General features: G+C 73.9%; 21 protein-coding genes. 11 read left to right on the forward strand and 10 right to left on the reverse strand.

The window, feature by feature from the left end:
* Positions 1-281, reverse strand: a 281-nt coding sequence (locus tag GSY69_RS06485; RefSeq protein ID WP_202410884.1) for a hypothetical protein, incomplete at its 3' end; no start/stop codon positions are given.
* A 114-nt stretch (positions 282-395) separates the two neighbouring features.
* On the opposite strand from GSY69_RS06485, the gene GSY69_RS14560 reads away from it, so the two are divergent.
* Complete coding sequence (locus tag GSY69_RS14560) at positions 396-1,082, forward strand: hypothetical protein (RefSeq protein ID WP_160953061.1); 687 nt, start codon at positions 396-398, stop codon at positions 1,080-1,082.
* A gap of 30 nt (positions 1,083-1,112) precedes the next feature.
* On the opposite strand, the gene GSY69_RS06495 is transcribed toward GSY69_RS14560, so the two are convergent.
* On the reverse strand, positions 1,113-1,331 hold the full coding sequence (locus tag GSY69_RS06495) for a helix-turn-helix domain-containing protein (RefSeq protein WP_160953062.1): 219 nt from the start codon (positions 1,329-1,331) through the stop codon (positions 1,113-1,115).
* A 205-nt stretch (positions 1,332-1,536) separates the two neighbouring features.
* On the opposite strand from GSY69_RS06495, the gene GSY69_RS06500 reads away from it, so the two are divergent.
* The 3 genes from GSY69_RS06500 to GSY69_RS06510 are packed head-to-tail and all read left to right on the forward strand — an operon-like array spanning position 1,537 to position 3,859.
* Positions 1,537-2,172: a hypothetical protein gene (locus GSY69_RS06500; RefSeq protein ID WP_160953063.1), complete on the forward strand. Its 636-nt coding sequence runs from the start codon at positions 1,537-1,539 to the stop codon at positions 2,170-2,172.
* Positions 2,169-3,407, forward strand: a complete 1,239-nt coding sequence (locus GSY69_RS06505) for an AAA family ATPase (RefSeq protein WP_160953064.1) — start codon at positions 2,169-2,171, stop codon at positions 3,405-3,407. The genes GSY69_RS06500 and GSY69_RS06505 overlap by 4 nt, the downstream gene beginning before the upstream one ends.
* Entirely contained in the window at positions 3,404-3,859 is a 456-nt protein-coding gene (locus tag GSY69_RS06510) for a DUF6912 family protein (RefSeq protein ID WP_160953065.1), read from the forward strand. The genes GSY69_RS06505 and GSY69_RS06510 overlap by 4 nt, the downstream gene beginning before the upstream one ends.
* On the opposite strand, the gene GSY69_RS06515 is transcribed toward GSY69_RS06510, so the two are convergent.
* A complete protein-coding gene (locus tag GSY69_RS06515; protein ID WP_160953066.1) occupies positions 3,809-4,267 on the reverse strand; it encodes a DUF2505 domain-containing protein in 459 nt (152 codons plus the stop codon). The two genes, GSY69_RS06510 and GSY69_RS06515, sit on opposite strands and share 51 nt — an antisense overlap.
* A 176-nt stretch (positions 4,268-4,443) precedes the next feature.
* On the opposite strand from GSY69_RS06515, the gene GSY69_RS06520 reads away from it, so the two are divergent.
* The gene (locus GSY69_RS06520) at positions 4,444-9,330 is read left to right on the forward strand and encodes an NAD-glutamate dehydrogenase (RefSeq protein ID WP_160953067.1); all 4,887 of its coding nucleotides are present in this window, start codon (positions 4,444-4,446) and stop codon (positions 9,328-9,330) included.
* A 1-nt stretch (position 9,331) separates the two neighbouring features.
* Positions 9,332-10,837 (forward strand): sensor histidine kinase, encoded by a 1,506-nt coding sequence (locus tag GSY69_RS06525; protein ID WP_407925011.1) that lies wholly within the window; start codon positions 9,332-9,334, stop codon positions 10,835-10,837.
* A gap of 21 nt (positions 10,838-10,858) precedes the next feature.
* Here GSY69_RS06525 and GSY69_RS06530 read toward each other — a convergent pair whose 3' ends face one another.
* A complete protein-coding gene (locus GSY69_RS06530) occupies positions 10,859-11,107 on the reverse strand; it encodes a WhiB family transcriptional regulator (RefSeq protein WP_160953068.1) in 249 nt (82 codons plus the stop codon).
* 259 nt (positions 11,108-11,366) lie between these two features.
* Here GSY69_RS06530 and GSY69_RS06535 point away from each other — a divergent pair, with 259 nt between their 5' ends.
* Together GSY69_RS06535 and GSY69_RS06540 are read left to right on the forward strand one after the other, a co-directional pair.
* Positions 11,367-11,951, forward strand: a complete 585-nt coding sequence (locus GSY69_RS06535) for a gamma carbonic anhydrase family protein (protein WP_235936350.1) — start codon at positions 11,367-11,369, stop codon at positions 11,949-11,951.
* 153 nt (positions 11,952-12,104) lie between these two features.
* Positions 12,105-13,547 carry an NAD(P)H-quinone dehydrogenase gene (locus GSY69_RS06540; RefSeq protein ID WP_160953069.1) on the forward strand — a complete coding sequence of 481 codons (1,443 nt, stop codon included), beginning with the start codon at positions 12,105-12,107 and terminating at the stop codon, positions 13,545-13,547.
* Between the two features lie 100 nt (positions 13,548-13,647).
* Here the strand turns inward: GSY69_RS06540 and GSY69_RS06545 are convergent, their stop codons facing one another.
* The 3 genes from GSY69_RS06545 to GSY69_RS06555 form a co-directional block, all read right to left on the reverse strand.
* Positions 13,648-15,432 carry an acetyl/propionyl/methylcrotonyl-CoA carboxylase subunit alpha gene (locus tag GSY69_RS06545; protein WP_160953070.1) on the reverse strand — a complete coding sequence of 595 codons (1,785 nt, stop codon included), beginning with the start codon at positions 15,430-15,432 and terminating at the stop codon, positions 13,648-13,650.
* Positions 15,433-15,527: 95 nt separating this feature from the next.
* Positions 15,528-16,205, reverse strand: a complete 678-nt coding sequence (locus tag GSY69_RS06550) for a Maf family protein (RefSeq protein ID WP_160953071.1) — start codon at positions 16,203-16,205, stop codon at positions 15,528-15,530.
* Positions 16,202-17,347 carry an SGNH/GDSL hydrolase family protein gene (locus tag GSY69_RS06555; RefSeq protein WP_160953072.1) on the reverse strand — a complete coding sequence of 382 codons (1,146 nt, stop codon included), beginning with the start codon at positions 17,345-17,347 and terminating at the stop codon, positions 16,202-16,204. Before GSY69_RS06555 ends, GSY69_RS06550 begins: the two co-directional genes overlap by 4 nt.
* Before the next feature lie 66 nt (positions 17,348-17,413).
* Between GSY69_RS06555 and GSY69_RS06560 the strand changes: the two genes are divergently transcribed.
* Positions 17,414-18,706 carry an AI-2E family transporter gene (locus GSY69_RS06560; protein ID WP_160953073.1) on the forward strand — a complete coding sequence of 431 codons (1,293 nt, stop codon included), beginning with the start codon at positions 17,414-17,416 and terminating at the stop codon, positions 18,704-18,706.
* Positions 18,707-18,795: 89 nt separating this feature from the next.
* Here GSY69_RS06560 and greA read toward each other — a convergent pair whose 3' ends face one another.
* Together greA and GSY69_RS06570 are read right to left on the reverse strand one after the other, a co-directional pair.
* Entirely contained in the window at positions 18,796-19,287 is a 492-nt protein-coding gene (gene greA / locus GSY69_RS06565) for a transcription elongation factor GreA (RefSeq protein ID WP_160953074.1), read from the reverse strand.
* Between the two features lie 342 nt (positions 19,288-19,629).
* Positions 19,630-20,052 carry a DUF4307 domain-containing protein gene (locus GSY69_RS06570; protein WP_160953075.1) on the reverse strand — a complete coding sequence of 141 codons (423 nt, stop codon included), beginning with the start codon at positions 20,050-20,052 and terminating at the stop codon, positions 19,630-19,632.
* Between the two features lie 166 nt (positions 20,053-20,218).
* Between GSY69_RS06570 and mca the strand changes: the two genes are divergently transcribed.
* Both mca and GSY69_RS06580 read left to right on the forward strand, forming a co-directional pair.
* Positions 20,219-21,292: a mycothiol conjugate amidase Mca gene (gene mca / locus GSY69_RS06575; RefSeq protein ID WP_160953076.1), complete on the forward strand. Its 1,074-nt coding sequence runs from the start codon at positions 20,219-20,221 to the stop codon at positions 21,290-21,292.
* Positions 21,289-21,684, forward strand: coding sequence for a hypothetical protein (locus tag GSY69_RS06580; protein WP_160953077.1), 396 nt, complete (start codon positions 21,289-21,291; stop codon positions 21,682-21,684). The genes mca and GSY69_RS06580 overlap by 4 nt, the downstream gene beginning before the upstream one ends.
* A 258-nt stretch (positions 21,685-21,942) precedes the next feature.
* Here the strand turns inward: GSY69_RS06580 and trhA are convergent, their stop codons facing one another.
* Positions 21,943-22,758, reverse strand: coding sequence for a PAQR family membrane homeostasis protein TrhA (gene trhA, locus GSY69_RS06585; protein WP_160953078.1), 816 nt, complete (start codon positions 22,756-22,758; stop codon positions 21,943-21,945).
* Positions 22,759-22,794: the final 36 nt, after the last annotated feature.

Raw genomic sequence — 22,794 nt, forward strand, 5'->3', positions numbered from 1 at the left:
GCCGCGACGCGCAGCAGGCGCGGGCTGAGGGCCACGGCCCATGCGGCGGCGCGCCGTGCCGCGCGCGGGCTCACCGGCCGCAGGAGCGCGCAGCCCAGGAGGCACACCGCGGACAGGTGCACCCGCAGCCCGGCCGCGACCACCAGGGCGCCGAAGCCCAGGACCGCGGCAGCGGCGGCGTCTCCCCGCCAGGCGGCCTCGGCAAGGGCGGGTGCGGCCACCGCCAGCGCGGCCGTGAGGGCGGCATGGGCCGCGCTGCAGAGAACGATCCGCCCGACCATGACAACCACCCCATCGACGCTGTGTGCGCCATACTGTGCCAAATGATACTGTTTGGTGTCAATAGATGATTCTCAGCGCTTGTGGTGGCGCTTGGGTGCGCGCATGATGGGGTGATGATCCCTTCTGACGACGGCCACGCGACCGGCGGGGCGCCCGTGGGAAGCGGGGGCGAGGCGCAGGCCCAGCCAGCCGAGCCGGGCGCCCCCGCCGCCCCAGCCGCCCCGCCCGCTCCAACCGCACCCGTCAGTCCTCCAGGCCCGGCCACCGGCCATCGGCAGCCCGACGCCGAGCGCTTCGACGCGCTCTTCGCGGACCTCGCCGCGGCGGAGGAGGGCCGCGATGCCCACGAGCGGGCGGGCGGCTACTCGGACCTCGTCGCCGAGGCCTATGCCGACAGCGAGCTGGCCGCGCGGCTGGCGGGCAGCGTGGGGCGCCCCGTCGAGCTGCGCACCGCGCGCGCCTCGGCGGCGGGCCGCCTAACCGCGGTGGGTCGAGGGTGGTGCATCGTGCGTGATGGCGCCTCGGGCCTGCGCGTGCTCGTGAATGCCGCCCGCCTGGTGCGGGTGCGCCTGCGCGGGCGCGCGCACGCCGGCGAGCGCGGGATCTCAGCCCTGTCGATGGGCGCGCCCCTGCGCCAGTGGACCGCAGAGGGCAGGGCCGTGCGCGTCGAGCTCTCCGATGGCGGGAGCTCCGAGGGCGCCCTCGATGCGGTGGCCCGCGACTACGTGCAGCTGCGCGGGGCCCACGGGTTCGACGTCCTCCCCTTCGCGGCGATCGAGCTCGTGGCCGAGCTGCGCTGAGGGGTGCTGAGCTTTGCTGAGGGGCGCGGCTCAGACCTCGGTGCCGGACTCCACCTCGGCCTGGGTCTGGCGGTACATGCGCTGGATGTAGTCCTCGAGCTCGGACTTCTCCACGCGCCACTGGCCGCGGCCGCCCACCTTGATGGCGCGCAGCTCCCCGGAGCGCACGAGTGCGCGGGCCTGGGCGGCGGAGACGTTGAGGATCTCGGCGACGTCGGTGAGGGGCAGGAAGCGGGCTTCGACGACCATGGGGTTCCCTTTCGCCGGGGGTGTGCATAGCATTCCGATTCCGGAGCAGTCGCAGGACCGGCGGTGCGGGCGCCCGGCGAAGCCGAAGCACTGCCGAAATCGCATGATCCTGGTCTTGCCTGAACCGTGTTTGTCGCTCGATAATAGCTCTTGATCGTATTTGGCATCTCCGGGCGCGCCTGGGGATCGGACATCGGAGTTCGACATGCCGACGCACGGCAGTTCCCGCTTCCGCCGCCCCCGCTGGCGCGATCCGCGCGTGCTCATCGGCGCCGTCCTCGTCCTCGCCTCGCTGCTGGGCACCTGGTACGTCGTGCGCGCCGCCGCCCGCACCACCACCGTCTGGGCCGCCGGCACGCCGCTGGTCCCCGGTGCGGTCATCGCGCCCGAGGACCTCGTCCCCCTCGAGGTCCGCCTGCCCGAGGGGGAGAGCGCCGCCGCCTACATCCCGTCCGCGACCCGCATTCCGGAGGGCTCCACGGTGCTCTCGGCCGTGCGCAAGGGCGAGCTGCTGCCGGCGGGCAGCCTCGCCTCGCCCGACTCGCTGGCCGGCCGGGTCATGGCGCTGGCCGCCGCCGATGCGCTGCCCGCCGCGGTGGGCGCGGGCTCGCGCGTGGACGTGTGGGCGACCCCGGACGAGGACGGCGCCAAGCCCCACGAGATCCTGCGCACGGCCCAGGTCATCGCGGTGACCCGCGACGACGGCGGGTTCGCGGCGGACCGCGGTGCGCGCATCGAGGTGTTCGTGCCGACGGCCGCCCTCTCCGGCGTGCTCGCCGCGGTCGGGGCCGGGGAGCGCCTGGCCGTCGTCGCGGTGCCGGAGCCGGCGGCCGGCCGATGATCGGGGCCATCGTCGCGGTCGACGTCGAGTTCGAGGCCGGCCTCGTGGCCGCCCTCACCGGCCTGGCCGATGTCGAGGTCCTCGCGCGGCCCGCCGACGACGTCGACCTCCTCGCGGCGGCCCAGGCGGGCCAGGGCTCCGTGGCCGTTCTCAGCAGGCATTTCCCCGGTGCCGACGCCGAGGTCGTCCGGCGCCTGCTCGGCAGCGGCGCGAAGGTGCTGGGGTTCGGCGCTGATGCCGAGGTCTTCGCCCGCTGGGGCGTGCGCCACACGGTCTCCCCGTGGGCCGAGCCCGAGGCGCTGGCCGCGGCCCTGCGCGACTGCGCCGCCGATCTCGAGGCCCCGCCCAAGCCCGCCGCGCCCCCGGCGGGCGGCTCCGGCGCCCGCCGCGCTCCGCTCATCGTGGTCTGGGGGACGGGATCGGCGCCCGGGCGCAGCACGGTCGCGGCGGGCCTCGCCCATGCGCTCGCCCAGTCCGTGGAGTGCGTCCTCGTCGACGCGGACACCGTCGCGGCGGCCCAGGCGCCCATGCTCGGCATCCTCGACGACGCCCCGCACCTGGCGGCCCTGTGCCGCGCGGCGGCGGCCGGGCCGCTCGACGCGGAGCAGGTGGGCGCCCACATCGTGCCGCTGTCGCAGCGGCTGGGCGTCGTGACCGGGCTGAGCCGCCCCGAGCGCTGGCCGGAGATCCGCCCGGGCGTGCTCGCCGAGGTGCTCGGCGCCCTGGCCGAGCGCGCCCAGTGCCTCGTTGCCGATGTCTCCGACCGCATCGACCCGGACGACGAGTTCGCCGACCCGCACTACGACCGCCACGGGGCCACCCGCGCGGTCCTCGACGCCGCCGACCACGTCGTCATCGTCGCCGGCGCGGAGCCCCTGGGCCTCCAGCGCCTCATCGCACTGCTGGCGGGTGAGCGCGGCCAGGACCTCCGCGAGCGGTGCACCATCGTGCTCAACCGGGTCCGGGCGCAGGCGGTGGGCGCGGACCCGGAGCGGCGGATCGCCGAGACGCTCGAGCGCTTCGCGGGGGTGGTCGGCGCGACCATGCTGCCCGATGCCCGCCCGGACGTCGATGCCGCGCTGCTGGCCGCCCGCACCGTGACCGAGCACGCGCCGCACTCCGCGCTCTCCCGCGCGCTGCGGGGGCTCGCCGCGCAGCTGCCGGTGCCGGGGGTCGCCCAGCCGCGGCGGGCCGCTGGCGGCCGCCGCGGCCGCCGGGGCAAGATGAAACCATGACGACGCTTCGCGCCTATGCGCCCCTCACCCTCCCGCAGCTGGCCACCGCCTGGCCGGACCCGCAGATCCGGCTCGCCTACGCCCCGGACGCCGCGGGCCGGGCCCTGAGCGGCGACGACCTGGAGGAGGCGGAGTGGCTCGCGCTCAGCGCCGCCGCCGAGCACGCCGCCCGCGAGGCGGCGGCCGGCGGCCGGCTGCGCGCGGTCCTCGCAGTCGATGTGACCGGGGCGCAGGAGACCGCGCTCGGAGCGGGCCTCGTCGCGGTGGCGCCTGCGGAGGGCTCGGAGATCGCGATCGTCAGCGCCCACCTCGACGAGCCGGGGCTGGCAGCGCGCCTCGGCCGCGGCCAGGAGGCCGACGCGCAGGCGCTGAGCGAGGCAGCCCTGCTGTGGTATGACCCCTCAGAGCTGCGCGATGTCCTCGATGGACTGCCGCAGGATCTTCTCGACTGACGGCGCCACCGCGGCCTCGATCATCGGGCCGATGAGCGGCGCCGTGCTCGTGACATCGGCGTGGGCGACGACCTCGGAGCCCCCCGCGCCGCCGCTGACCTCGAGGCGCGCCGCCATGGTCACGGGCGCGCCGGGCACCTGCGCGTCGATGTCGGCGGAGACCGGCTGGGCGCTGGCCGGCGAGGTGCGCACCCGCAGCTGCACCGCGGCACCGGCCGGCAGGAGCCTGGCCGCCACCGCCGGCACGTCTTCGGCGTCGAGCGGCGCGCTGGCGCGGATGTCGAGGCCGGCCTCCGGCGTGCCCTCCACGCGGGAGGCATCGCCGTCCCACGCCTCCGGGCGGGCCATCGCGGCGAGGAACTCGGCGGGGGACTGGGGGATCTGCGTGGTGAAGTCGATCGAGCGCATGCCCCCAGTCTGTCACGCTCGGCGCCGGGCGCGGGGCCCGGCGAAGCGCGCCCAGCCGCCGGGCGCGCGCCCCTGCGCGACCGCCGGGCGCCCCGAGCCGCGCGCCACCGCATAGAGTAGGCCTGGGCATCGACGACGAACGCCCCTGAGTGAAGCGAGAGCAACGAGGTGACATCGTGACCGAGGTCTACGCGACCGAGATCGCACGTGCGTGGACGGAGCTGACGGGGCAGATTCCCCCCACCGGGCTGCTGTCGTCGTACTTCTTCCGCATCGACCGCGGCGAGTACTCCGCGCAGGGGCCGCGCGCCATGGCCGAGCGCGCGCGCCGGCACTTCGAGCTCGCCGAGCGCTTCACCGGCGACCGTCCGGCGATCGAGCTGCGCAATCCCGAGCCCGGCGACGCTGACTACAGCGGCAACCGCACCGTCATCGCGATCGTCGTGCGCGATATGCGCTACCTGCTGTCCTCCCTCGTCGCCGACCTCACCGGCGACGGCTACGCGATCCGCGCCGTGCACCACCCGCAGCCGGTCACGGAGCGGGCCGGGGGCCACCTCACGATCGTCGACCCCGACGACGTCGAGCGGATGTCGACCGCCACCTCGGCGCTGCCCGTGATCCGCCCGGGCATGTCCAACACCGCCCGCCGGATCGAGTCGTGGATCCGCATCGAGATCGACCAGGTCCCCGCGGAGCGCTTCTCGGAGCTCGCCGAGGAGCTCGAGCGCATCATCACCGTCGTCGCCGCGGCTGAGGACGACCGCGACGCGATGGCCGGCAAGGCGGAGGAGATCGCCGCCGAGCTGCGCGCCCACGCGCCCAGCGCCGAGCTCGCGGACGAGGCCGCGGTGGCCGCCGACCTGCTCGACTGGCTCGACGGGCGCTTCGCCTTCATGGGCTACCGGGAGTACACGCTGGGCGAGGACTCGGCCGGCAACACGACGCTCGAGCCGGTGCCGGACACGGCGCTGGGCATCTCGACGCTGCGGGAGACGACGAGCTCGCCGCTCTCGCGCGCGGTGGCCGCCCACACGCTCGACCGCCACGTCCTCGTGCTCACGAAGGCCAACTCCCGCTCGCAGCTCGTGCGGCGCGGCTACATGGACTACCTGGGCGTCAAGACCTTCGACGCCGAGGGCAACATCGTGGGGGAGCGGCGCTTCGTGGGCCTCTACACCTCCGGGATGTACAACGCCTCGGTCCTCGACATCCCCGTCATCAAGCAGAAGGTCTCCTGGGTGCTGCGCAACTCGGGGCTGGCGCGCGACTCCTACTCCGGCAACGAGCTGCTCGACGTGCTCGAGACGTATCCGCGCGATGACCTCTTCCACGCCGATCCGCAGGACATCCTCGACGTCGCGCTCGCGGTCATCGACCTCCAGGAGAAGCGCGAGTCGAGCGTCTTCATCCGCCGCGATGCCTACGAGCGCTACGTCTCCGTGCTCGTCTACGTCCCCCGCGACCTCTACGACACCGCCTCCCGGATGCGCGTGGAGAAGGTGCTGCGCGAGTTCTACCGGGCCGAGAGCGTCGACTTCGACGTGCTGCTGACCGACTCGGCGCTCGCCCGCCTCCACTTCGTCGTGCGCGCGGCCCGCGACGAGCTGCTGCCCGACATCGCCCCGGACCGGGTGGCCGGGCGCATCCGCTCGGCGGTGCGCTCGTGGCACGAGGACGTGCGCGAATACCTCGCCCCCTCCGACACGAAGCTGACCTCCCGCGCGCTCGAGCGCGCCCACCTGTGGGCCGCCTCGTTCCCGCCCAGCTACCTCGAGCACAACACCCCCCATGATGCCGTCGCCGATGTCGCCCGCTTCGAATCGCTGGCCTCGGACGCGCAGCCCCTCGTGCGCGTCCACCGCGAGTTCGGCACCGACGAGAGGCGGCTGCGCCTCGCGTTCTACCGCCTCGAGCCCGCGGGCCTGACCCAGGTGCTGCCCTACCTGTCGAACCTCGGCGCGCAGCTGCTCGACGAGCGCTCCTACGAGCTCACCCTCGCCGACGGCTCCCACCGCTACATCTACGACTTCGGCCTCGAGTTCGAAGCAGAGGTCCCGGAGACGGAGTTCGAGCGCATCGAGGAGGCGTTCGTCGCCGGCTGGCTGGGCAAGCGCGAGTCCGGCCGGATGGACCGCCTCATCGTCTCGGGCCTGCGCTGGCAGGACGTGTCGATCCTGCGCGCCTTCACCCACTACCTGCGCCAGGCCGGCTTCTCCTACTCGGACCCCTACATGGGCCAGGTCTTCACCTCCAATCCGGAGATCTCCGCGCTGCTCGTGGGCTACTTCAATGCGAAGTTCGACCCGGAGCTGCTGCCCGTCGCAGGCACCCGCGCCGAGCACATCGACAAGATCCGCGAGCGCATCCAGGACGAGCTCTCCGGGGTCTCGAGCCTGGACGCTGACCGCGTGCTGCGGGCCGTGCTCGACCTCATCACGGCGATGGTGCGCACGAACGTCTTCCAGCCCGCCGACGGGTCCCTGCCGGAGGCGAGCGTGTTCAAGATCCACCCGAACGAGCTCGACTTCGTGCCCAAGCCCAAGCCCGCGCTGGAGATGTGGGTGTACTCGCCCGAGGTCTCCGGCGTCCACCTGCGCTTCGGGCCCGTGGCGCGCGGCGGCCTGCGCTGGTCCGATCGCCGCGACGACTTCCGCACCGAGGTGCTCGGCCTGGTCAAGGCGCAGATGGTCAAGAACGCGCTCATCGTGCCCACCGGGGCGAAGGGCGGCTTCTTCCCCAAGCGCCTGCCCGACCCCGCGGTCGACCGGCAGGCCTGGGCGGAGGCGGGCCAGCACGCCTATGAGGTCTTCATCAACGGCCTCCTCGACGTCACCGACAACCTCGTGCCCACCGCCGAGGGCACGCAGACCGTCCACCCCGAGCGCACCGTCATCCACGACGGCGACGACAGCTACCTCGTCGTCGCGGCCGACAAGGGCACGGCGAAGTTCTCCGACGTCGCCAACGGCATCGCCGAGCGGCGCGGGTTCTGGCTGGGCGACGCGTTCGCCTCCGGGGGCTCGGTGGGCTATGACCACAAGGCCATGGCGATCACCTCGCGCGGCGCGTGGAAGTCCGTCGAGCGCCACTTCCGCGAGCTCGGCGTCAACACGGACGCCGAGGACTTCACGGCGGTCGGGATCGGCGACATGAGCGGCGACGTGTTCGGCAACGGCATGCAGCGCAGCGCGCACACGAAGCTCATCGCCGCGTTCGACCACCGCGACATCTTCATCGATCCGAACCCGGACCCGCAGGCCTCGTTCGCCGAGCGCCGGCGCCTCTTCGACGTCCCGCGCTCCTCGTGGCAGGACTACGACCGCTCCCTCATCTCCTCCGGCGGGGGCGTCTACTCGCGCTCGGCGAAGTCCGTCGTGCTCTCCGCCGAGGCCGCCGAGGCGCTCGGCATGAAGCCGGGCCGCGTGGCCCCGGGCGACCTCATCCAGGGCATCCTGCGCGCGCCCGTCGACCTGCTCTACAACGGCGGCATCGGCACCTACATCCGCGCCGAGTCGGAGACGGACTCGCAGGTGGGCGACAAGGCCAACGACGCGATCCGCATCACCGGAGCCGAGGTGCGCGCCCGGGTCGTGGGCGAGGGCGGCAACCTGGGCGCCACCCAGCTGGGCCGCGTCGAGGCGGCGCTGGCGGGCGTGCAGATCAACACCGACGCGGTGGACAACTCCGCCGGCGTCGACTGCTCGGACCACGAGGTCAACATCAAGCTGCTGCTCTCCGGGCTCATCGACGCGGGCGAGGTCGCCGCCGCGGACCGCGAGGAGGTCCTGCTGTCCATGACCGACGAGGTCGCCGACCTCGTGCTGGCCAACAACTACAGCCAGAACACCGCGCTCGGCGATGCCCGCGAGCAGTCCTCGGCCATGCTGGGCACCCAGCGCCGGCTGCTGCGCTACCTCGAGCGCAATGCGGGACTCGACCGGGCGGTGGAGTTCCTGCCGGACTCGAAGGCGCTCGCGCGCCGCGCCGAGGCGGGGCGCGGCTTCGCGTCCCCCGAGCTCGCCGTGCTGCTCGCCTACGTGAAGATGGACGCGGTCCAGCGCATCCTCGCCTCCGAGGTCCCGGACGAGCCGTTCATGCGCGCCCACCTGCGCGCCTACTTCCCGGCCGCGCTCGGCGGCTACGGGGAGGCGCTCGAGCGCCACCCCCTGCACCGCGAGATCGCCACCGCCCGGCTCGTCAACCGGATGGTCGACCGCGGCGGGCTGACCTACGTCTTCCGCCTGCTGGAGGAGGCCAACACGTCTGTGGCGCAGGTGGCGCGCGCGTTCTCGGTCGTCTCGGCGGTCTTCGACCTCGACGAGCACTTCGATGAGATCTGCGCGCTCGACAACGTCGTGCCCGCCCACGTGCAGAACGAGCTCATCAACAACTACGTGCGCCTGCTCGACCGCGGCTCGCGGTGGCTCATCCACCAGGCCAGCGACGCCCTCGACGTCGAGGACGGCATCGCCGCCTACCGCCCGGTGGTCGCGGCGCTGCGCGAGTCGGTGCCGGGCATGCTGCGCGGGCGCGACCGCAGCGACCTCGAGGACCACGCCGCCGCCTACGTCGGGGCCGGCGTGCCGCAGGGCCTCGCCTTCCGCGCCGCGGGGCTGCTCGACGAGTTCGCCCTCCTCGACATCGCGCAGGCGGCCCAGCGCACGGGCCTCGAGGCCGAGGACGTGGCGGAGGTCTACTACGCGGTGACCGACCTGCTCTCCGGGGCCGCGATCCTCGACCTCGTTGGCCAGCTCGACCGCCGCTCGCGGTGGACGGCGCTCGCGCGCGGCGCCCTGCGCGACGACTACTACCAGGCCGTGTTCTCCATCGCGATCGCGGTGCTGCGCTCCACCGAGTCGGATCGGCCCACGCCCGCGGAGCGCGCGGACGACCGCATTGCCCAGTGGCGCACGAGCAACGAGTACGCGCTCGAGCAGGTGCTCGCCACGATCGAGGAGGTCCGCGAGCTCGACGAGGTCGACCAGGCGCCGCTGTCGGTGCTGCTGCGGATGATGCGCTCGATCGTGCGCTCGACCGTGTGGCAGGCGGAGAACTCCTGACGTGTCGCTGCTGACCGAACAGCTCGCGGCCGAGGGCATCGTCGACGGCACCGACGTCGAGTGGCTCCACCTCATCGTGGGCGACTGGCAGCTCATCGCCGATCTCTCGTTCGCCGACCTCGTCCTGTGGGTGCCCGTCGCCGGCGAGCCAGGCCGCTTCCGCATCGTCGCCCACTGCCGACCGACCACGGGCACGACCGTCTACCCGCACGACGAGGTGGGCGCCCTGTCCACCCCGGCCGAGACCGAGCTGCTCGAGCGGGCCTGCGGTGAGGCAGCGGTCGTCGCCGCGCCGGCTGATGCCAACGAGCTCGCCGGCGCGGAGGCGATCCCCGTCGTGCGCGGCGGCCGGCCGATCGCGGTGCTCACCCGGCACAGTGAGGAGCAGCGGCGCAGCGGCGGCTCGCGGCTCGAGCGCAACTACCGCTCGTGCGCCAACGCGCTGCTCGCGATGATCGCCGAGGGCGCCTTCCCGGACCTCGACGCCCCCTCCGGGGCGCGCCGCGGCGAGCCGCGCGTGGGCGACGGGCTCATCGTGCTCAACCGCGAGGGGCGGGTCCGCTACGCCTCGCCCAACGGGGTCTCCGTCATCCACCGGCTGGGCCACGACGGGGAGATCGAGGGCCGCTACCTCGCCGAGGTCGTCTCCGGGCTCGTCGACCAGCACCGGCCCGTCGACGAATCGCTGCCGCTCGTGCTCACCGGCCGCGCCCCGTGGCGCAGCGAGATCGAGTCCGGCCGGATCGCGGTCTCCCTGCGCGCGATCCCGCTCACCCGCGCGGGCCTGCGCACGGGCGCGGTCGTGCTGGCCCGCGACATCTCGGAGATCCGGCGCCGCGAGCGCGAGCTGTTCAGCCGCGACGTCATGATCCGCGAGATGCACCACCGGGTGAAGAACAACCTGCAGACCGTCTCGGCCCTGCTGCGCCTGCAGGAGCGGCGGATGAGCAGCGGGGAGGCCCGCGATGCGCTGCAGGAGGCGATGCGCCGGGTCTCGATCATCGCGGTCGTCCACGATGCGCTCAGCCAGGGCATCGACGCGACGGTGGAGTTCGACGAGATCGTCGACAAGGGGCTGCGGCTGACCCCCGAGCTGGCCGGCCCGCACGTGGAGATCAGCCTGCGCCGCACGGGCAGCTTCGGCTCGATCTCATCCGGCGACGCGACGTCGCTCGCGCTCGCGCTCACCGAGCTCGTGGCCAACGCGATCGAGCACGGCTTCCCGGCCCCCGCGGCGGAGCCCGCTGAGGCCGGTGAGACCCCCGCGGCCGGTGAGCGCCGGCCCGCCCACGTGTGGGTGAGCCCGGAGCGCACCGGCGAGCGCCTGCGGGTCGTCGTCGCCGACGACGGCGCGGGGCTCGACCCCGAGCGCGGGCCCGGCACCGGGCTCGGCACGCAGATCGTGCGCACGCTCATCAGCACGGACCTGGCGGGGACCATCGAGTGGCGGGCACGCGAAGAGGGGGGCACCGAAGCGATCATCGATGTCCCCCTCAGGAGCGATTGAGCCGCGGGCGCGGCGGCCGGCTCAGCCGGCGCGGCGGGCGCGCGCGGCGCGGCGCTTGAGCGCGCGGCGCTCGTCCTCGCTCAGGCCGCCCCACACTCCGGCATCCTGGCCGGAGTCGAGGGCCCACTGCAGGCACAGCTCCGCGACCTCGCAGCGCCGGCAGACGCTCTTGGCCTCCTCGATCTGGAGGAGGGCGGGGCCGGTGTTTCCGATGGGGAAGAAGAGCTCGGGGTCCTCGTTGAGGCAAGCCGCGCGATGGCGCCAGTCCATGGTGTCCTTTCAGGGGCGCATCAGCTTCACACCGCGCACGAACACGACGGCACCGCCGCAGGGCAGCGGGAGCTGGATGATTGTGGGATCAACTGCAAACAGATTCACACATGCGCCCCCGGCGCACAAGAGTCCGGCAGTGTGAAATCACTGACAGGGCATGATCGGCCATCCGCGGCCCGGGGCGCAAATCCGGTCCCGAGGCGCAAGATGCGCCCGGGCCGTTGTGCGCGGCGGGCGAATGTGGTCGACTCGGACCATGGAGACTCCCGCAGCCCCGAGTCCGTCCGGCCGCCGGGTGGGCGAGCTGGCCGACGTCCGCCTCATCGAGATCGACGGGCGGCGCCCGCGCATCCACCCGGAGGCGTTCGTGGCCCCGGGCGTCACGCTCATCGGCGATGTGCGGATCGGGGCGGGCTCGGGCGTCTACTACGGCTGCGTGCTGCGCGCCGACCGCAATTCCATCACGATCGGCCGGGGCACGAACGTGCAGGACAACACGGTCATGCACGCCGATCCGGGCAAGCCCGTCGTCGTGGGCGATCGGGTCTCGATCGGCCACCGGGCGCTCGTCCACGGCTGCGTCATCGACGACGACGTGCTCATCGGCATGAGCTCCACGGTGCTCAACCTCGCCCGCATCGGCAGCCTGTCCCTCGTCGCGGCGGGCGCCGTCGTCCTCGAGGGCACGGAGATCCCGCCCCGCTCGCTCGTGGCCGGGGTGCCGGCGAAGGTGCGCCGGGAGATGGGCGAGGCCGACATCGAGCGGGTGCTCGCCAACGCCCGCAGCTATGAGGAGATCCTCGCCCTCCACCGCGACGGCGGGCGCATAGTCGGGCAGTGAGGCCGCGCGCGGGCGGCCGCGGCGGCCCGCGCGCCCGTGCGCTGCGGCCCGTGGCGATGGCATCGGGCAGGTGACGAGGGGCAATGGCCGACCCCGGGCGGGTAAGGGTGCGCTTGCTTCGAGCCGGCCCGCGTCCTTTGACACAATGGGCCCGTGAAGAATGTACTCGATCCCTCGCAGAACCGCGTCGTCATCATCGGCGGCGGCCCCGGCGGCTATGAGGCCGCCCTCGTCGCCGCGCAGCTGGGCGGCGACGTCATGCTCGTGGAGCGCAGCCGCGCCGGCGGCGCCGCCGTCGTCACCGACGTCGTGCCCTCGAAGTCCCTCATCGCCACCGCGGAGGTCATGGTCGACCTCGGCCAGGCCGAGGAGCTGGGCATCCGGCTCGTCGAGGAGGACAGCGACGGCCAGCCCCGGGAGGACGACGGGCGCGCTGCGGTGCGCGCGGACCTCGAGGCGATCAACGCACGCATCCGCAGGCTCGCCGGCGCCCAGGCCGACGACATCCGCGATGCGCTCGCCACTGCGGGCATCAAGCTCATCAAGGGCACCGGCACGCTCGTGGGGGACCGCCGGGTCGACATCGTCGAGGAGAACGGCACGGAGTACACGCTCGACGCGGACACCGTGCTCGTGGCGGTCGGCGCCCACCCCCGCGAGCTGCCCACCGCCGTCCCGGACGGCGAGCGGATCCTCACGTGGACCCAGCTCTACGACCTCACCGAGCTGCCCGAGCACCTCGTCGTCGTGGGCTCGGGCGTCACCGGCGCTGAGTTCGCCTCGGCCTACAACGCGCTCGGCGCGAAGGTCACGCTCGTCTCCTCCCGCGACCGGGTGCTGCCCGGCCAGGACGAGGATGCCGCCGAGGTGCTCGAGCAGGCCTTCCGGCGCCGCGGTATGACCGTGCTCTCGCGCTCGCGCGCCGAGTCCGTCGAGCGCGATGACGACGGCGTCGTCGTCACGCTGGCCGACGGCCGGCGGGTCAAGGCGAGCCACTGCCTCATGGCCGTGGGCTCGATCCCCAACACGGAGGAGCTGGGCCTCGACGCCGCGGGCGTGCAGACGGAGGACAGCGGGCACATCGTCGTCGACGGCGTCTCGCGCACCTCCGCGCCCGGCGTCTACGCCGCGGGCGACTGCACGAACGTCATGCCGCTGGCCTCGGTGGCGGCCATGCAGGGCCGGATCGCGATGTGGCACGCGCTGGGCGATGCGGTCTCCCCGCTCAAGCTGCGCAACGTCGCCTCGAATGTCTTCACCGCCCCGGAGATCGCCACGGTGGGCATGCAGCAGGCGGCCTACGACGACAACCGCCACGACATCGAGACCGTCATGCAGCCGCTGCAGACGAACCCGCGCGCCAAGATGCAGGGGATCACGGACGGCTTCGTCAAGATCTACGCCCGCCGCGGCTCCGGCTCGGTGCTCGGCGGCGTGGTCGTGGGCCCCAAGGCCAGCGAGCTCATCATGCCGCTGACGATGGCGGTGGAGAACCGGCTGACGGTCGATCAGCTCTCCGCGTCGTTCGTCGTCTACCCCTCGCTCAGCGGCTCGCTGGCCGAGGCCGCCCGCCGCCTCCACCACCGCGGCGGCTGAGGCGCCCGGCAGCCGCGCGCAGGGGACCCGCACCGGGATCCGGTGCGGGGCCCCTGCGCATGCAGTGCGGGCCGGCGGGCGGTGACTGAGCGCCCGGGCGTCAGGCGCTGAAGCGCACGATCGGGGTGCCGGCGCGCACGGCCTCGCCGGAGCCCACGAGCACCTCGGAGACGGTGCCGGCGCGCTTGGCCGTGAGCGGCTGCTCCATCTTCATCGCCTCGATGACGGCGAGCCGGTCGCCGATCTCCACGTCATCGCCGGCGGTGACGTCGATGCTCACGATCGTGCCCTGCATGGGGGCGGCGAGCACGGGGGAGTCGTCGGCCCGGCGCGAGCCCTTGCGGCGCAGGCGCCCGGCGCTGGCCTTGGCCCCCGGGTCGGCGGGGCGGGCGAGCTCAGCGGGGACCTTGACGGTGAGCCGGTGGCCGTCGACCTCGACGACGACGTCGAGCGAATCGGCCGCCGGCTGCTCGCGCGGCGCCTCGTCGGCCGCCGGTCCGGCGAAGCGCGGCATGTACTCCTTCTGCAGCCAGTCCGTCGACACGCTCAGCTCGTTCGCGAAGGCGGGCTCGTCGACGAGCGCGCGGTGCAGCGGCAGCAGGGTGGCCACGCCGGTGAGCACGTACTCGTCGAGCGCCCGGCGGGCGCGGGCCAGTGCCTGCGCGCGGTCCTCGCCCGTGACGATGAGCTTGGCGAGCATGGGGTCGAAGTCCGTGCCCACGACCGTGCCCGGGCGCACGCCGGAGTCCATGCGGATGCCGGGCCCGGCCGGCTCGTGGAGCTCGGCGATCTGGCCGGTGGCGGGGAAGAAGCCGTGCGCGGGATCCTCGGCGTTGATGCGGAACTGCAGGGAGTGGCCGCGGGGGGCGGGGAACGCGGCGGGCAGCGCCTCGCCGGCGGCCACGCGCAGCTGCCAGGCGACCAGGTCGACGCCCGTGACCTCTTCGGTCACGGTGTGCTCCACCTGGATGCGCGCATTGGCCTCCATGAAGCTGAGCACGCCGTTCGTGCCCAGCAGGAACTCGCACGTCGCGGCGCCCACGTAGCCCACGCGGGCGAGCACATCGCGCGAGGCCGCGGCGAGGGCCGTCTCCTGCTCCGGGCTCAGGCCGGGTGCCGGCGCCTCCTCGATGATCTTCTGGTTGCGCCGCTGCAGCGTGCAGTCGCGGGTGGAGGCGACGAGCACGGTCTCGCCGTCGGACATGCACTGGGTCTCGATGTGGCGCGGGCCCACGATCTGCTGCTCGATGAGGCACTCGGAGCGCCCGAACGCCGCCTGCGATTCGCGGCGGGCCGTCGCCAGCGCTGCGGGCAGCTCCTCGGCGCTCGCAGCGGTGCGGAAGCCGCGCCCGCCGCCGCCGTAGACGGCCTTGACGGCCACGGGATAGCCGATCTCCGCGGCGACGGCGAGCGCCTGGGCCTCGTCGGCGACGGCGCCGTCCGAGCCGCGGGCGATCGGGGCGCCCACGGCCTCGGCGACGGCGCGGGCACTCGCCTTGTCGCCCAGGGCGGCGATGGCCGCGGGCGGGGGGCCCACCCACACGAGGCCCGCGTCCTGGACGGCCTGGGCGAAGTCGGGGGACTCGGCGAGGTAGCCGTAGCCGGGGTGCACGGCCTGCGCGCCGGAGCGGCGGGCGAGCTCGATGAGCGCCGGCGCGTTGAGGTAGGTCTGGGCGGCGCCGGTGCCCGGCAGCAGCCACGCATCGTCGGCGAAGCGCACGAAGTCCGCGTCGGCATCCGGCTCGGTGTACGCGGCGATCGCGCTGAGCCCCAGGTCGTGGCAGGCGCGGATGACGCGCAGGGCGATCTCGCCCCGATTGGCGATGAGCACGCGCTCGAACGGACGACGGTCCACGGTGGTGGAATAGTGCGCGGCCTTGGCCATCGGCGCTCCTGAGGGACGGGGGTGGTGAACGAGAACAATCTAGGGCGAAGCGCAAACCCTTTGTGGCCGGCGGACAAAAGCCCGCGGGCGAATTCTCAGTGCGCCTCGGGCGTGTCGCCGCGCCACAGCCCGGTCCAGGCGATCCCGAGGTCCGCCGCGAGCCGGCGCACGAGCGGGATGCTCAGGCCGATGACGTTCGTGTGGTCCCCGTCGATGCCCTCGACGAAGGCCGCGCCCAGGCCGTCGATCGTGAGCGCGCCGGCGACCTCGAGCGGCTCGCCGGTGGCGATGTAGTCCTCGAGCTCGCGGCGGGAGGGCGCCGCGGTGCGGATCGTCGTCGAGGCCAGCTCCGCGCGCCGGCCCTCCTCCCGCCAGCCGTCCGGGGCGGTGCGGCGCAGGCGGGCGGCGAAGTGGCCCGTGTGCAGCACGGCCGAGCGCCCGCCCATCCGCTGCCACACGCGGCAGGCGGCCTCGGGGGTGTGGGGCTTGCCCACGGCCTGCCCGTCCAGCTCGAGCAGCGAGTCCGAGGCGAGCAGCAGCAGGTCGTCCCGGTCGCCGGGCGCCTCCTCGGCCCCGGCGAGCAGGCGCGCCACGACGGCCTCGCCCTTCGCGTGGGCGAGCAGCAGGGCCTGCGCCGCCACGGTCTCCGGGCGCTCGTGCTCGACCACGGCGTCCTCGTCGACACCGGGCGCGCTCACGAGCGGCGCCAGGCCCGCCGCGGTGAGGAGGGACAGCCGCGACGGCGAGGTCGAGGCGAGGAGGACATCGGTCATGGCAGCTCCTGATCGGCGGGGGAGTGGGGCTCGGCTGCGGAGTGCGGCAGCGCTGGCGAATCGGGCTCGGCGGGGGAATCGGGGGGCGCTGGGGAATCAGGGAGCACCGGGGAATCGGACGGCGGGGGAAAGCCGGGTGGCGCTGGCGCAGCGTGCCCGGCCGGGGAATCGGGCGCGGGATCGGCGTGGAGGCCGAGCAGCGGCGGCTCGGCGGCGCCCGCGGGCGCGTCCGGGGCCGCCGCGGACTGAGGCGCACCGTCCTCCTCCTCGGGGGCGGGCTGGGCAGCCGAGGCCGCCACGGCGACGGGCGCCTCGAGGTGGACGGCGATGCGGGCGAGCACGGCGGCGGCGAGCTGGGCCCGGCCGAGTGCGCTCGGCCAGCGGCCGGAGGCGTCGATGAGCCCGCGCTGGGCGGTCCCGCGCAGCGCCTCGGACGCGGAGACGGGGACGGCGCCCGCGCTGAGCGCCGTGAGCCACTGCGAGCCGGCGAGGACCCGGGAGCTGCGGCGCAGCACCGTGCGCAGGGGCCGGCGGCTGCCGGGCAGGCGGCCCAGATTGGGGCACGTGAGGACGAAGACGGTGTAGCCGCCCTCCCGCTCGAGGCGGTTGACGGCGCTCGTGAGCGCGGGGATCGACAGCGAGCCGCTGATCGGGTGAATGAGGTCCGCCGTGCCCATGGACAGCACGGCCAGGCGCGGGGCGCGCCCGCCGCCCTTCGAGCGCCGCAGGCGGGAGTCGGCGAGCAGCGCGCGGACCTGCGCGCCGATGTCCTCCGCGCGGGCCGAGGGGCCGGCGAGGCTGCACACCCGCACGGGGGCGCCGAGCAGGCGGGCGCAGCCGCGGCCCAGCAGCCGGGGGAGGGTCGGGACCGGGCCCGCAGCCGCCCAGGAGTCGCCCAGCACCGCGAGCACGGCCAGTTCCTCCGCGGCCGGCGTGCCGAAGGCGATCTCGGCGCCGCCGGCGACCCACGCCCCGCTCGCCTCCCACGTGCCGGTGCCGGCCCGGCCCGCCGCATCGGCGTCGAAGAGCGCGCGCATCCGCCGGGACTGCCAGCGCAACAGGACCGCGAGCCCGGCCGCCCCGGCGGCCGGCACGGCGGCCAGCGCGAGGACCGCGGGCAGCGGGCGAGGGGGCCATTTCACGCTCCGAGTCTAGCCTTGCGGGGCGCCGCGGCACCGGGTCGTGGGCCAGGCACTACGCTGGGGCGCATGACTTCTGGCAACGACGGCGCGCCGGTGAGCGCGCAGGACCACCGGCCGGCAGGTGAGGGCGCCGCGGCGCCCGCCGGCACTGCCGCCGCGTCCACGGGCACTGCCGCGCCCACGAGCAGCGCCGCTGCACTCACGGACAGCGCCGAGGCGCGCGGGCGCGTGGAGCCCTTCGTCTCGCCCGCGCTGCGCACCGCCGCCGCCTGGAGCTGGCGGGCGCTCATCGTCGTCGCGGCGGTCGCCGCGCTGTGGTGGCTGCTCTCGCAGGTCAAGATCGTCGTGCTCCCCGTGCTCATCGCCCTGCTCATCGGGGCCCTGCTCTCCCCGCTGGCGCGCTTCCTCGTGCGCCACCGCTGGCCCCGCTCGCTTGCGACCATCGCCACGGTGCTCGGCTTCATCCTCGTCGTGCTCGGGCTGCTCGCGCTGGTGGGCCAGCAGCTCTACTCGGGCTTCTCGGACCTCTCCGACCGGGTGATGGCGGGCTTCCAGGCGATCAGCTCGTGGCTGCAGTCGAGCCCGTTCGGCATCGAGTCCAGCCAGATCTCGCAGTACATCGACCAGGGCCTCGAGAAGGCCACGTCGTTCCTCGAGGAGCGCTCGGGGCAGCTGTTCTCCGGGGTGGCCGGCGCCGCCTCGTCCGTCACGGACTTCTTCGCCGGCATGTTCCTCGTGCTGTTCTCCACGATCTTCTTCGTCTACGACGGCCAGAAGATCTTCCACTGGTTCATCGGGATGCTGCCGGTGCCGGCCCGGGAAAAGACGCAGGGCGCCGCGCTGCGCGGCTGGCAGTCGCTCGTCCAGTACGTCCGCGTCCAGATCCTCGTCGCCGCGGTCGATGCGCTGGGCATCGGGCTGGGAGCCTTCATCCTGCAGGTGCCTCTCGTGGTCCCGCTCACCGTGCTCGTCTTCATGGGCTCGTTCATCCCGATCGTCGGCGCGATCCTCACCGGCGCGGTCGCCGTGCTCGTCGCCCTCGTCTCGCAGGGGCCGATCACCGCGCTCATCATGCTCGGCGTCGTCCTCGCCGTCCAGCAGATCGAGGGGCACGTCCTGCAGCCGTTCATCATGGGCAAGGCCGTCTCCGTCCACCCGCTGGCCGTGGTGCTGGGCGTGACGGGCGGCGGGTTCCTCTTCGGCATCCCCGGCGCGCTGTTCGCCGTGCCGCTCATGGCGGTGGCGAACACGACCGTGCTCTACCTCCACGGCCGGGACATCCTCGCGGAGGCGCAGGCCGATGCCGAGCGCAAGAAGCAGGAGAAGGCCGAGCGCAAGCGCGCGAAGGCCTCGGCCTAGGCGCGGGAGGCACGGAAGGGGCCGCACACCACGTGGTGTGCGGCCCCTTCCGGTTGCCCGAGCTCAGACGGCCCGGCGGCGCGCCGTGCTCAGCCGAAGGCCTCGACCTTCGACACGGTGACCTTCATGGTCTTGCCGTTCGGGGCCTCGTACTCGACCTCGTCGCCCACCTTCGCGCCGTTGACGGCCGCGCCCAGGGGCGACTTCTCGGAGAAGACGTCGATGTCCGAATCGCCGGCGATCTCCCGCGAGCCCAGGAGGAAGCGCATCTCGCGCCCGCCCATGTCGACGGCGACGATCTTGCCCGGGGCCACCTTCGTGGTGTCGGCATCGGCCTCGCCCACCTTGGCGCTGCGCAGCAGGGTCTCGAGCTGGCGGATGCGCGCCTCGAGCTTGCCCTGCTCCTCGCGGGCCGCGTGGTAGCCGCCGTTCTCCTTGAGATCGCCCTCGTCGCGGGCGGCCTCGATGCGCTCGGCGACTTCCTGGCGGCCCGGGCCCGAGAGCTGCTCGAGTTCCTTCGTCAGCCGGTCGTATGCCTCCTGGGTCAGCCACGTCTGGTCGTCCGCGGTCTCCTCGGTCATCTCATCTCCTTGGCTGAGCCGCCGTGCGGAACACGGCGGCGGTCGTCGTCTGCCGCAGTCGCCTGCGGCAATGAGAGGTCCCGGGCACCGGAGGCACCCGGGACGCTCGCGTCTTGCTGAACTGTCTAGTCTAATCGAACTTCGGCCCCCAGACCAGCAATGCCCAGACCAGCAATGCCCAGACCAGCAATGCCCAGACCAGCAACGCCCGGGCCAGCAATGCCCGGGCCACCGGCGCCCAACCCGGCAGTGCCCAGGCAAGCGGAACCGAGCCGGCGGAGCGGAGTTGGGCGAAGCCGAGCCCGGCGGGCCTCGGCCCGGCAGGACTCCGGCCGGCGGTCCTCAGTCCTCGAACCAGCAGTGGTCGACGTTGCCGGTGGCCGCGCGCTGCGTGGTGGACACCTCGACGCGCAGGTGGACCGGGTCGGTGGCGCTCGCCCCGGCGCGCGGGCCCACGGCCACCTCCCGGTAGCCCACGACCGCCTCGTACTCGTTGATGGCGCGCACCCCGCAGCGCACGGTGCGCCGCTCATCGGGCACCACGGCGAGCGAGACGACGGTGAGCGCGGCATCGCGCACGTCGTAGCCCGCGTCCTGCGGGTCCACCGGATGGTCGTCCGGCCAGAACGCGAGGGCTGCGACGACGGCGATGAGCGCGAGGATCGCGCAGCCGGCGAGCACGGCGGCGCGCCGGCTGCGGCGCGGGGGCCGCGGCGCGCGGGGGGCGCGGCCGTAGCGCTCGGGGAGGGTGTCCTGGGCGGTCATCGCTGGCTGGGGGTCGCCTTCCGTGGCAGGGGCCGTTGTGCGGTGCGCCGCCGCGGCTGGCCGTCCGCTGTGGGGCCGGCCGGGCGCGGCGTACTAGTCTAGGGTAGTCCCGTTCGTGCGCCGGCCAGGCGTGCCGCTCGTCCTCGCAGACCGAAGGTGACCCCCTATGACCCAGCCCCGAGGCGCCCAGCCGTACGCGGGCCTGCGGCTGCTCGCCGTGCACGCCCACCCCGATGACGAATCCTCCAAGGGCGCCGCGACGAGCGCGATGTACGCGCAGCTGGGCGCGCAGGTCCGCATCGCGACGATGACCGGCGGCGAGGCCGGCGACATCCTCAATCCCGCGCTTGCCGACAGCCCCACCGCGCAGCGCGACATCGCGGGCCTGCGCCGGCGGGAGATGGCCCGGGCCGCGCAGCTGCTGGGCGCCGAGCACGACTGGGTGGGCTTCGTGGACTCCGGCCTGCCCGAGGGCGACTTCGACGAGCAGGTCCCGCACGGCGTCTTCTGGCGCGTGCCCACCGAGGTGGCCGCGCGCCCGCTCGTCAACATCATCCGCCGCTTCCGCCCCCAGGTGGTCACGACGTACGACGAGCAGGGCGGCTACCCCCACCCGGACCACATCAAGAACCACTTCGTCACCATGGCCGCGGTGGCCGCCGCGGCGGATCCGGATGACCACCCGGAGCTGGGCGAGGAATGGCAGGTCCAGAAGGTCTACTACAACCAGGACCTCTCGGCTCGCAAGTGGCTGACGATCCACGAGCAGATGCTCGCCGACGGTGTGGAGTCGCCGTTCGGCAAGCTGCTGGAGAACTACCGCGACCGCGATGCCAAGCGCGACACGTGGCTGTCCACGCGGGTGCCCAGTGGGGCCTTCGCCGAGCGCGCGGAGCAGGCGCTGCTGGCCCACGCCACCCAGATCGATCCGAAGGGCGGGTTCTTCTCCGACGTCCGCGCCGCAGCCAAGCGCTACTGGCCCACCGAGGAGTTCGAGCTCGCACTCGACGACACCGGCCGCCCGCCGCTTCAGCGCCGCGACTTCGTCGAGGACGACCTGTTCGCCGGGGTCGTGCGCGACGACGGCACCCGGGTGCCCGACGGTGAGCTGGGCCGCGCGCTGGAGGCGGCCGGTTTCGAGGCGCCCCTGGGGCGCGCCCAGCGGGACTCCGCCGACGCTCACGGCACCGCGGCGGGCGATTCTGGCACCGCGGGCGCTGCGGGGGAGGAGCGCGCATGAGCGCGATTGCCCAGCTGGGATCCCTGGCCGTGCTCGCGCAGCGGCCCTCGCCGGCCGGCACCACCTCGCCGGGGACGCAGGTGCACTACTCCGACCCCGCCCAGGTCACTCCGGGCACGATCGGCTTCATCGCCACGGCGCTCGTCGCGATCCTCACGGTCTTCCTCATCCGGGACGCCACGCGCCGCGTGCGCCGGGTGCGGGCGGCCGACGATGCCCATACCGTCTCCCACTTCCCCATCGAGCGCCGCCCGCGCATCCGGCCCAAGGACGGCGGCGATGCGGTGCCCGCCCATCGCGTCGACGCGCAGGCGGACACCGCCGCGGGCGATGGCGCGGCCACGGCCGAGGACCCCGAGCGCAACGAGGAGCCCCCCGGCGCGCAGCGCTGAGGCCGGCCGGCTGCGCCGCGGCGCGGAAATGTTGCGGGCCGGTTGCGCCGCGACCCGGTCGCCCGGTGCGGGGCCCGGGGTGAACGCGGCGCCTCGCCTCGGTCCGGGACTCACCGGCCTCGGCCCCGGACGCGAGCAACGAGGACGCGGGGGCCGAACGCTCCGCAGCCCAACGGCCCAGCGTGAGTCCAGCCGTCCAGCAACGCGGCACCCTGCGGTCGGGCACACTCTGCTCGAGGCGGGCCGAGGGCTGTGCCGCTACGCGAGTTCCGGGCTCGTGATGACGGCGGCGACGATGAGGGCTGCCAGGTGGCAGCCGTAGCCGAGCACCGTGAAGGTGTGGAAGATCTCGTGGAAGCCGAAGTGCGCGGGCGCGGGGTTGGGGCGCTTGAGCGCGTAGATGACCGCGCCCGCGATGTAGAGCGCCCCGCCGACCACCACGAGGATGCCGACGGTGGGGCTCGCGCGCCAGATGTGGGGGATGTAGCCCACGCCGGCCGCGCCGATGCCGATGTAGACCGGCACGAACAGCCAGCGCGGGGCAGTGGTCCACAGCAGCCGGAACGCCACGCCCAGCACCGCGCCGGCCCACATGATCGTGAGCAGGACGATGCACTCGAGCCGAGGCAGCATGAGCACCGCCAGCGGCGTGTACGTGCCGGCGATGATGAGGAAGATGTTCGCGTGGTCCATGCGCCGCAGCAGCAGCCGGATCCGCATCCGCCAGCGCCCGCGGTGGTAGACCGCCGAAGTGCCGAACAGCATCATCCCCGTGAGCGCGAAGACCGCGGCGGCCAGCCGCGAGGCGATCGTGGGGGAGAGGATGACGAGGACGAGCCCGCCGAGCACGGCGAGCGGGAAGGCCCCGGCGTGGATCCAGCCGCGCCAGCTGGGCTTGAGCTGGCCGCTGAGCTTGAAGAGCTCGCTGCGCAGCGCGCGGCCGCGGCGCCCGCCGGTCCGTCGCTGGGGCGCCTCGGACCCCGCCGCGGGCTGCGGCTGCGGAGCGTCCCCGGCGCGCACGCACTCGTCCGGCCGGTCTGCCCGGGAAGCGCGGTGCGATGGCGACGTCGTCATGGCCCCAGTCTAGGCGGCACTCCTGGCAGGGGCCTG

Source organism: Brevibacterium rongguiense (assembly GCF_009857845.1).
Taxonomy (GTDB): domain Bacteria; phylum Actinomycetota; class Actinomycetes; order Actinomycetales; family Brevibacteriaceae; genus Brevibacterium; species Brevibacterium rongguiense.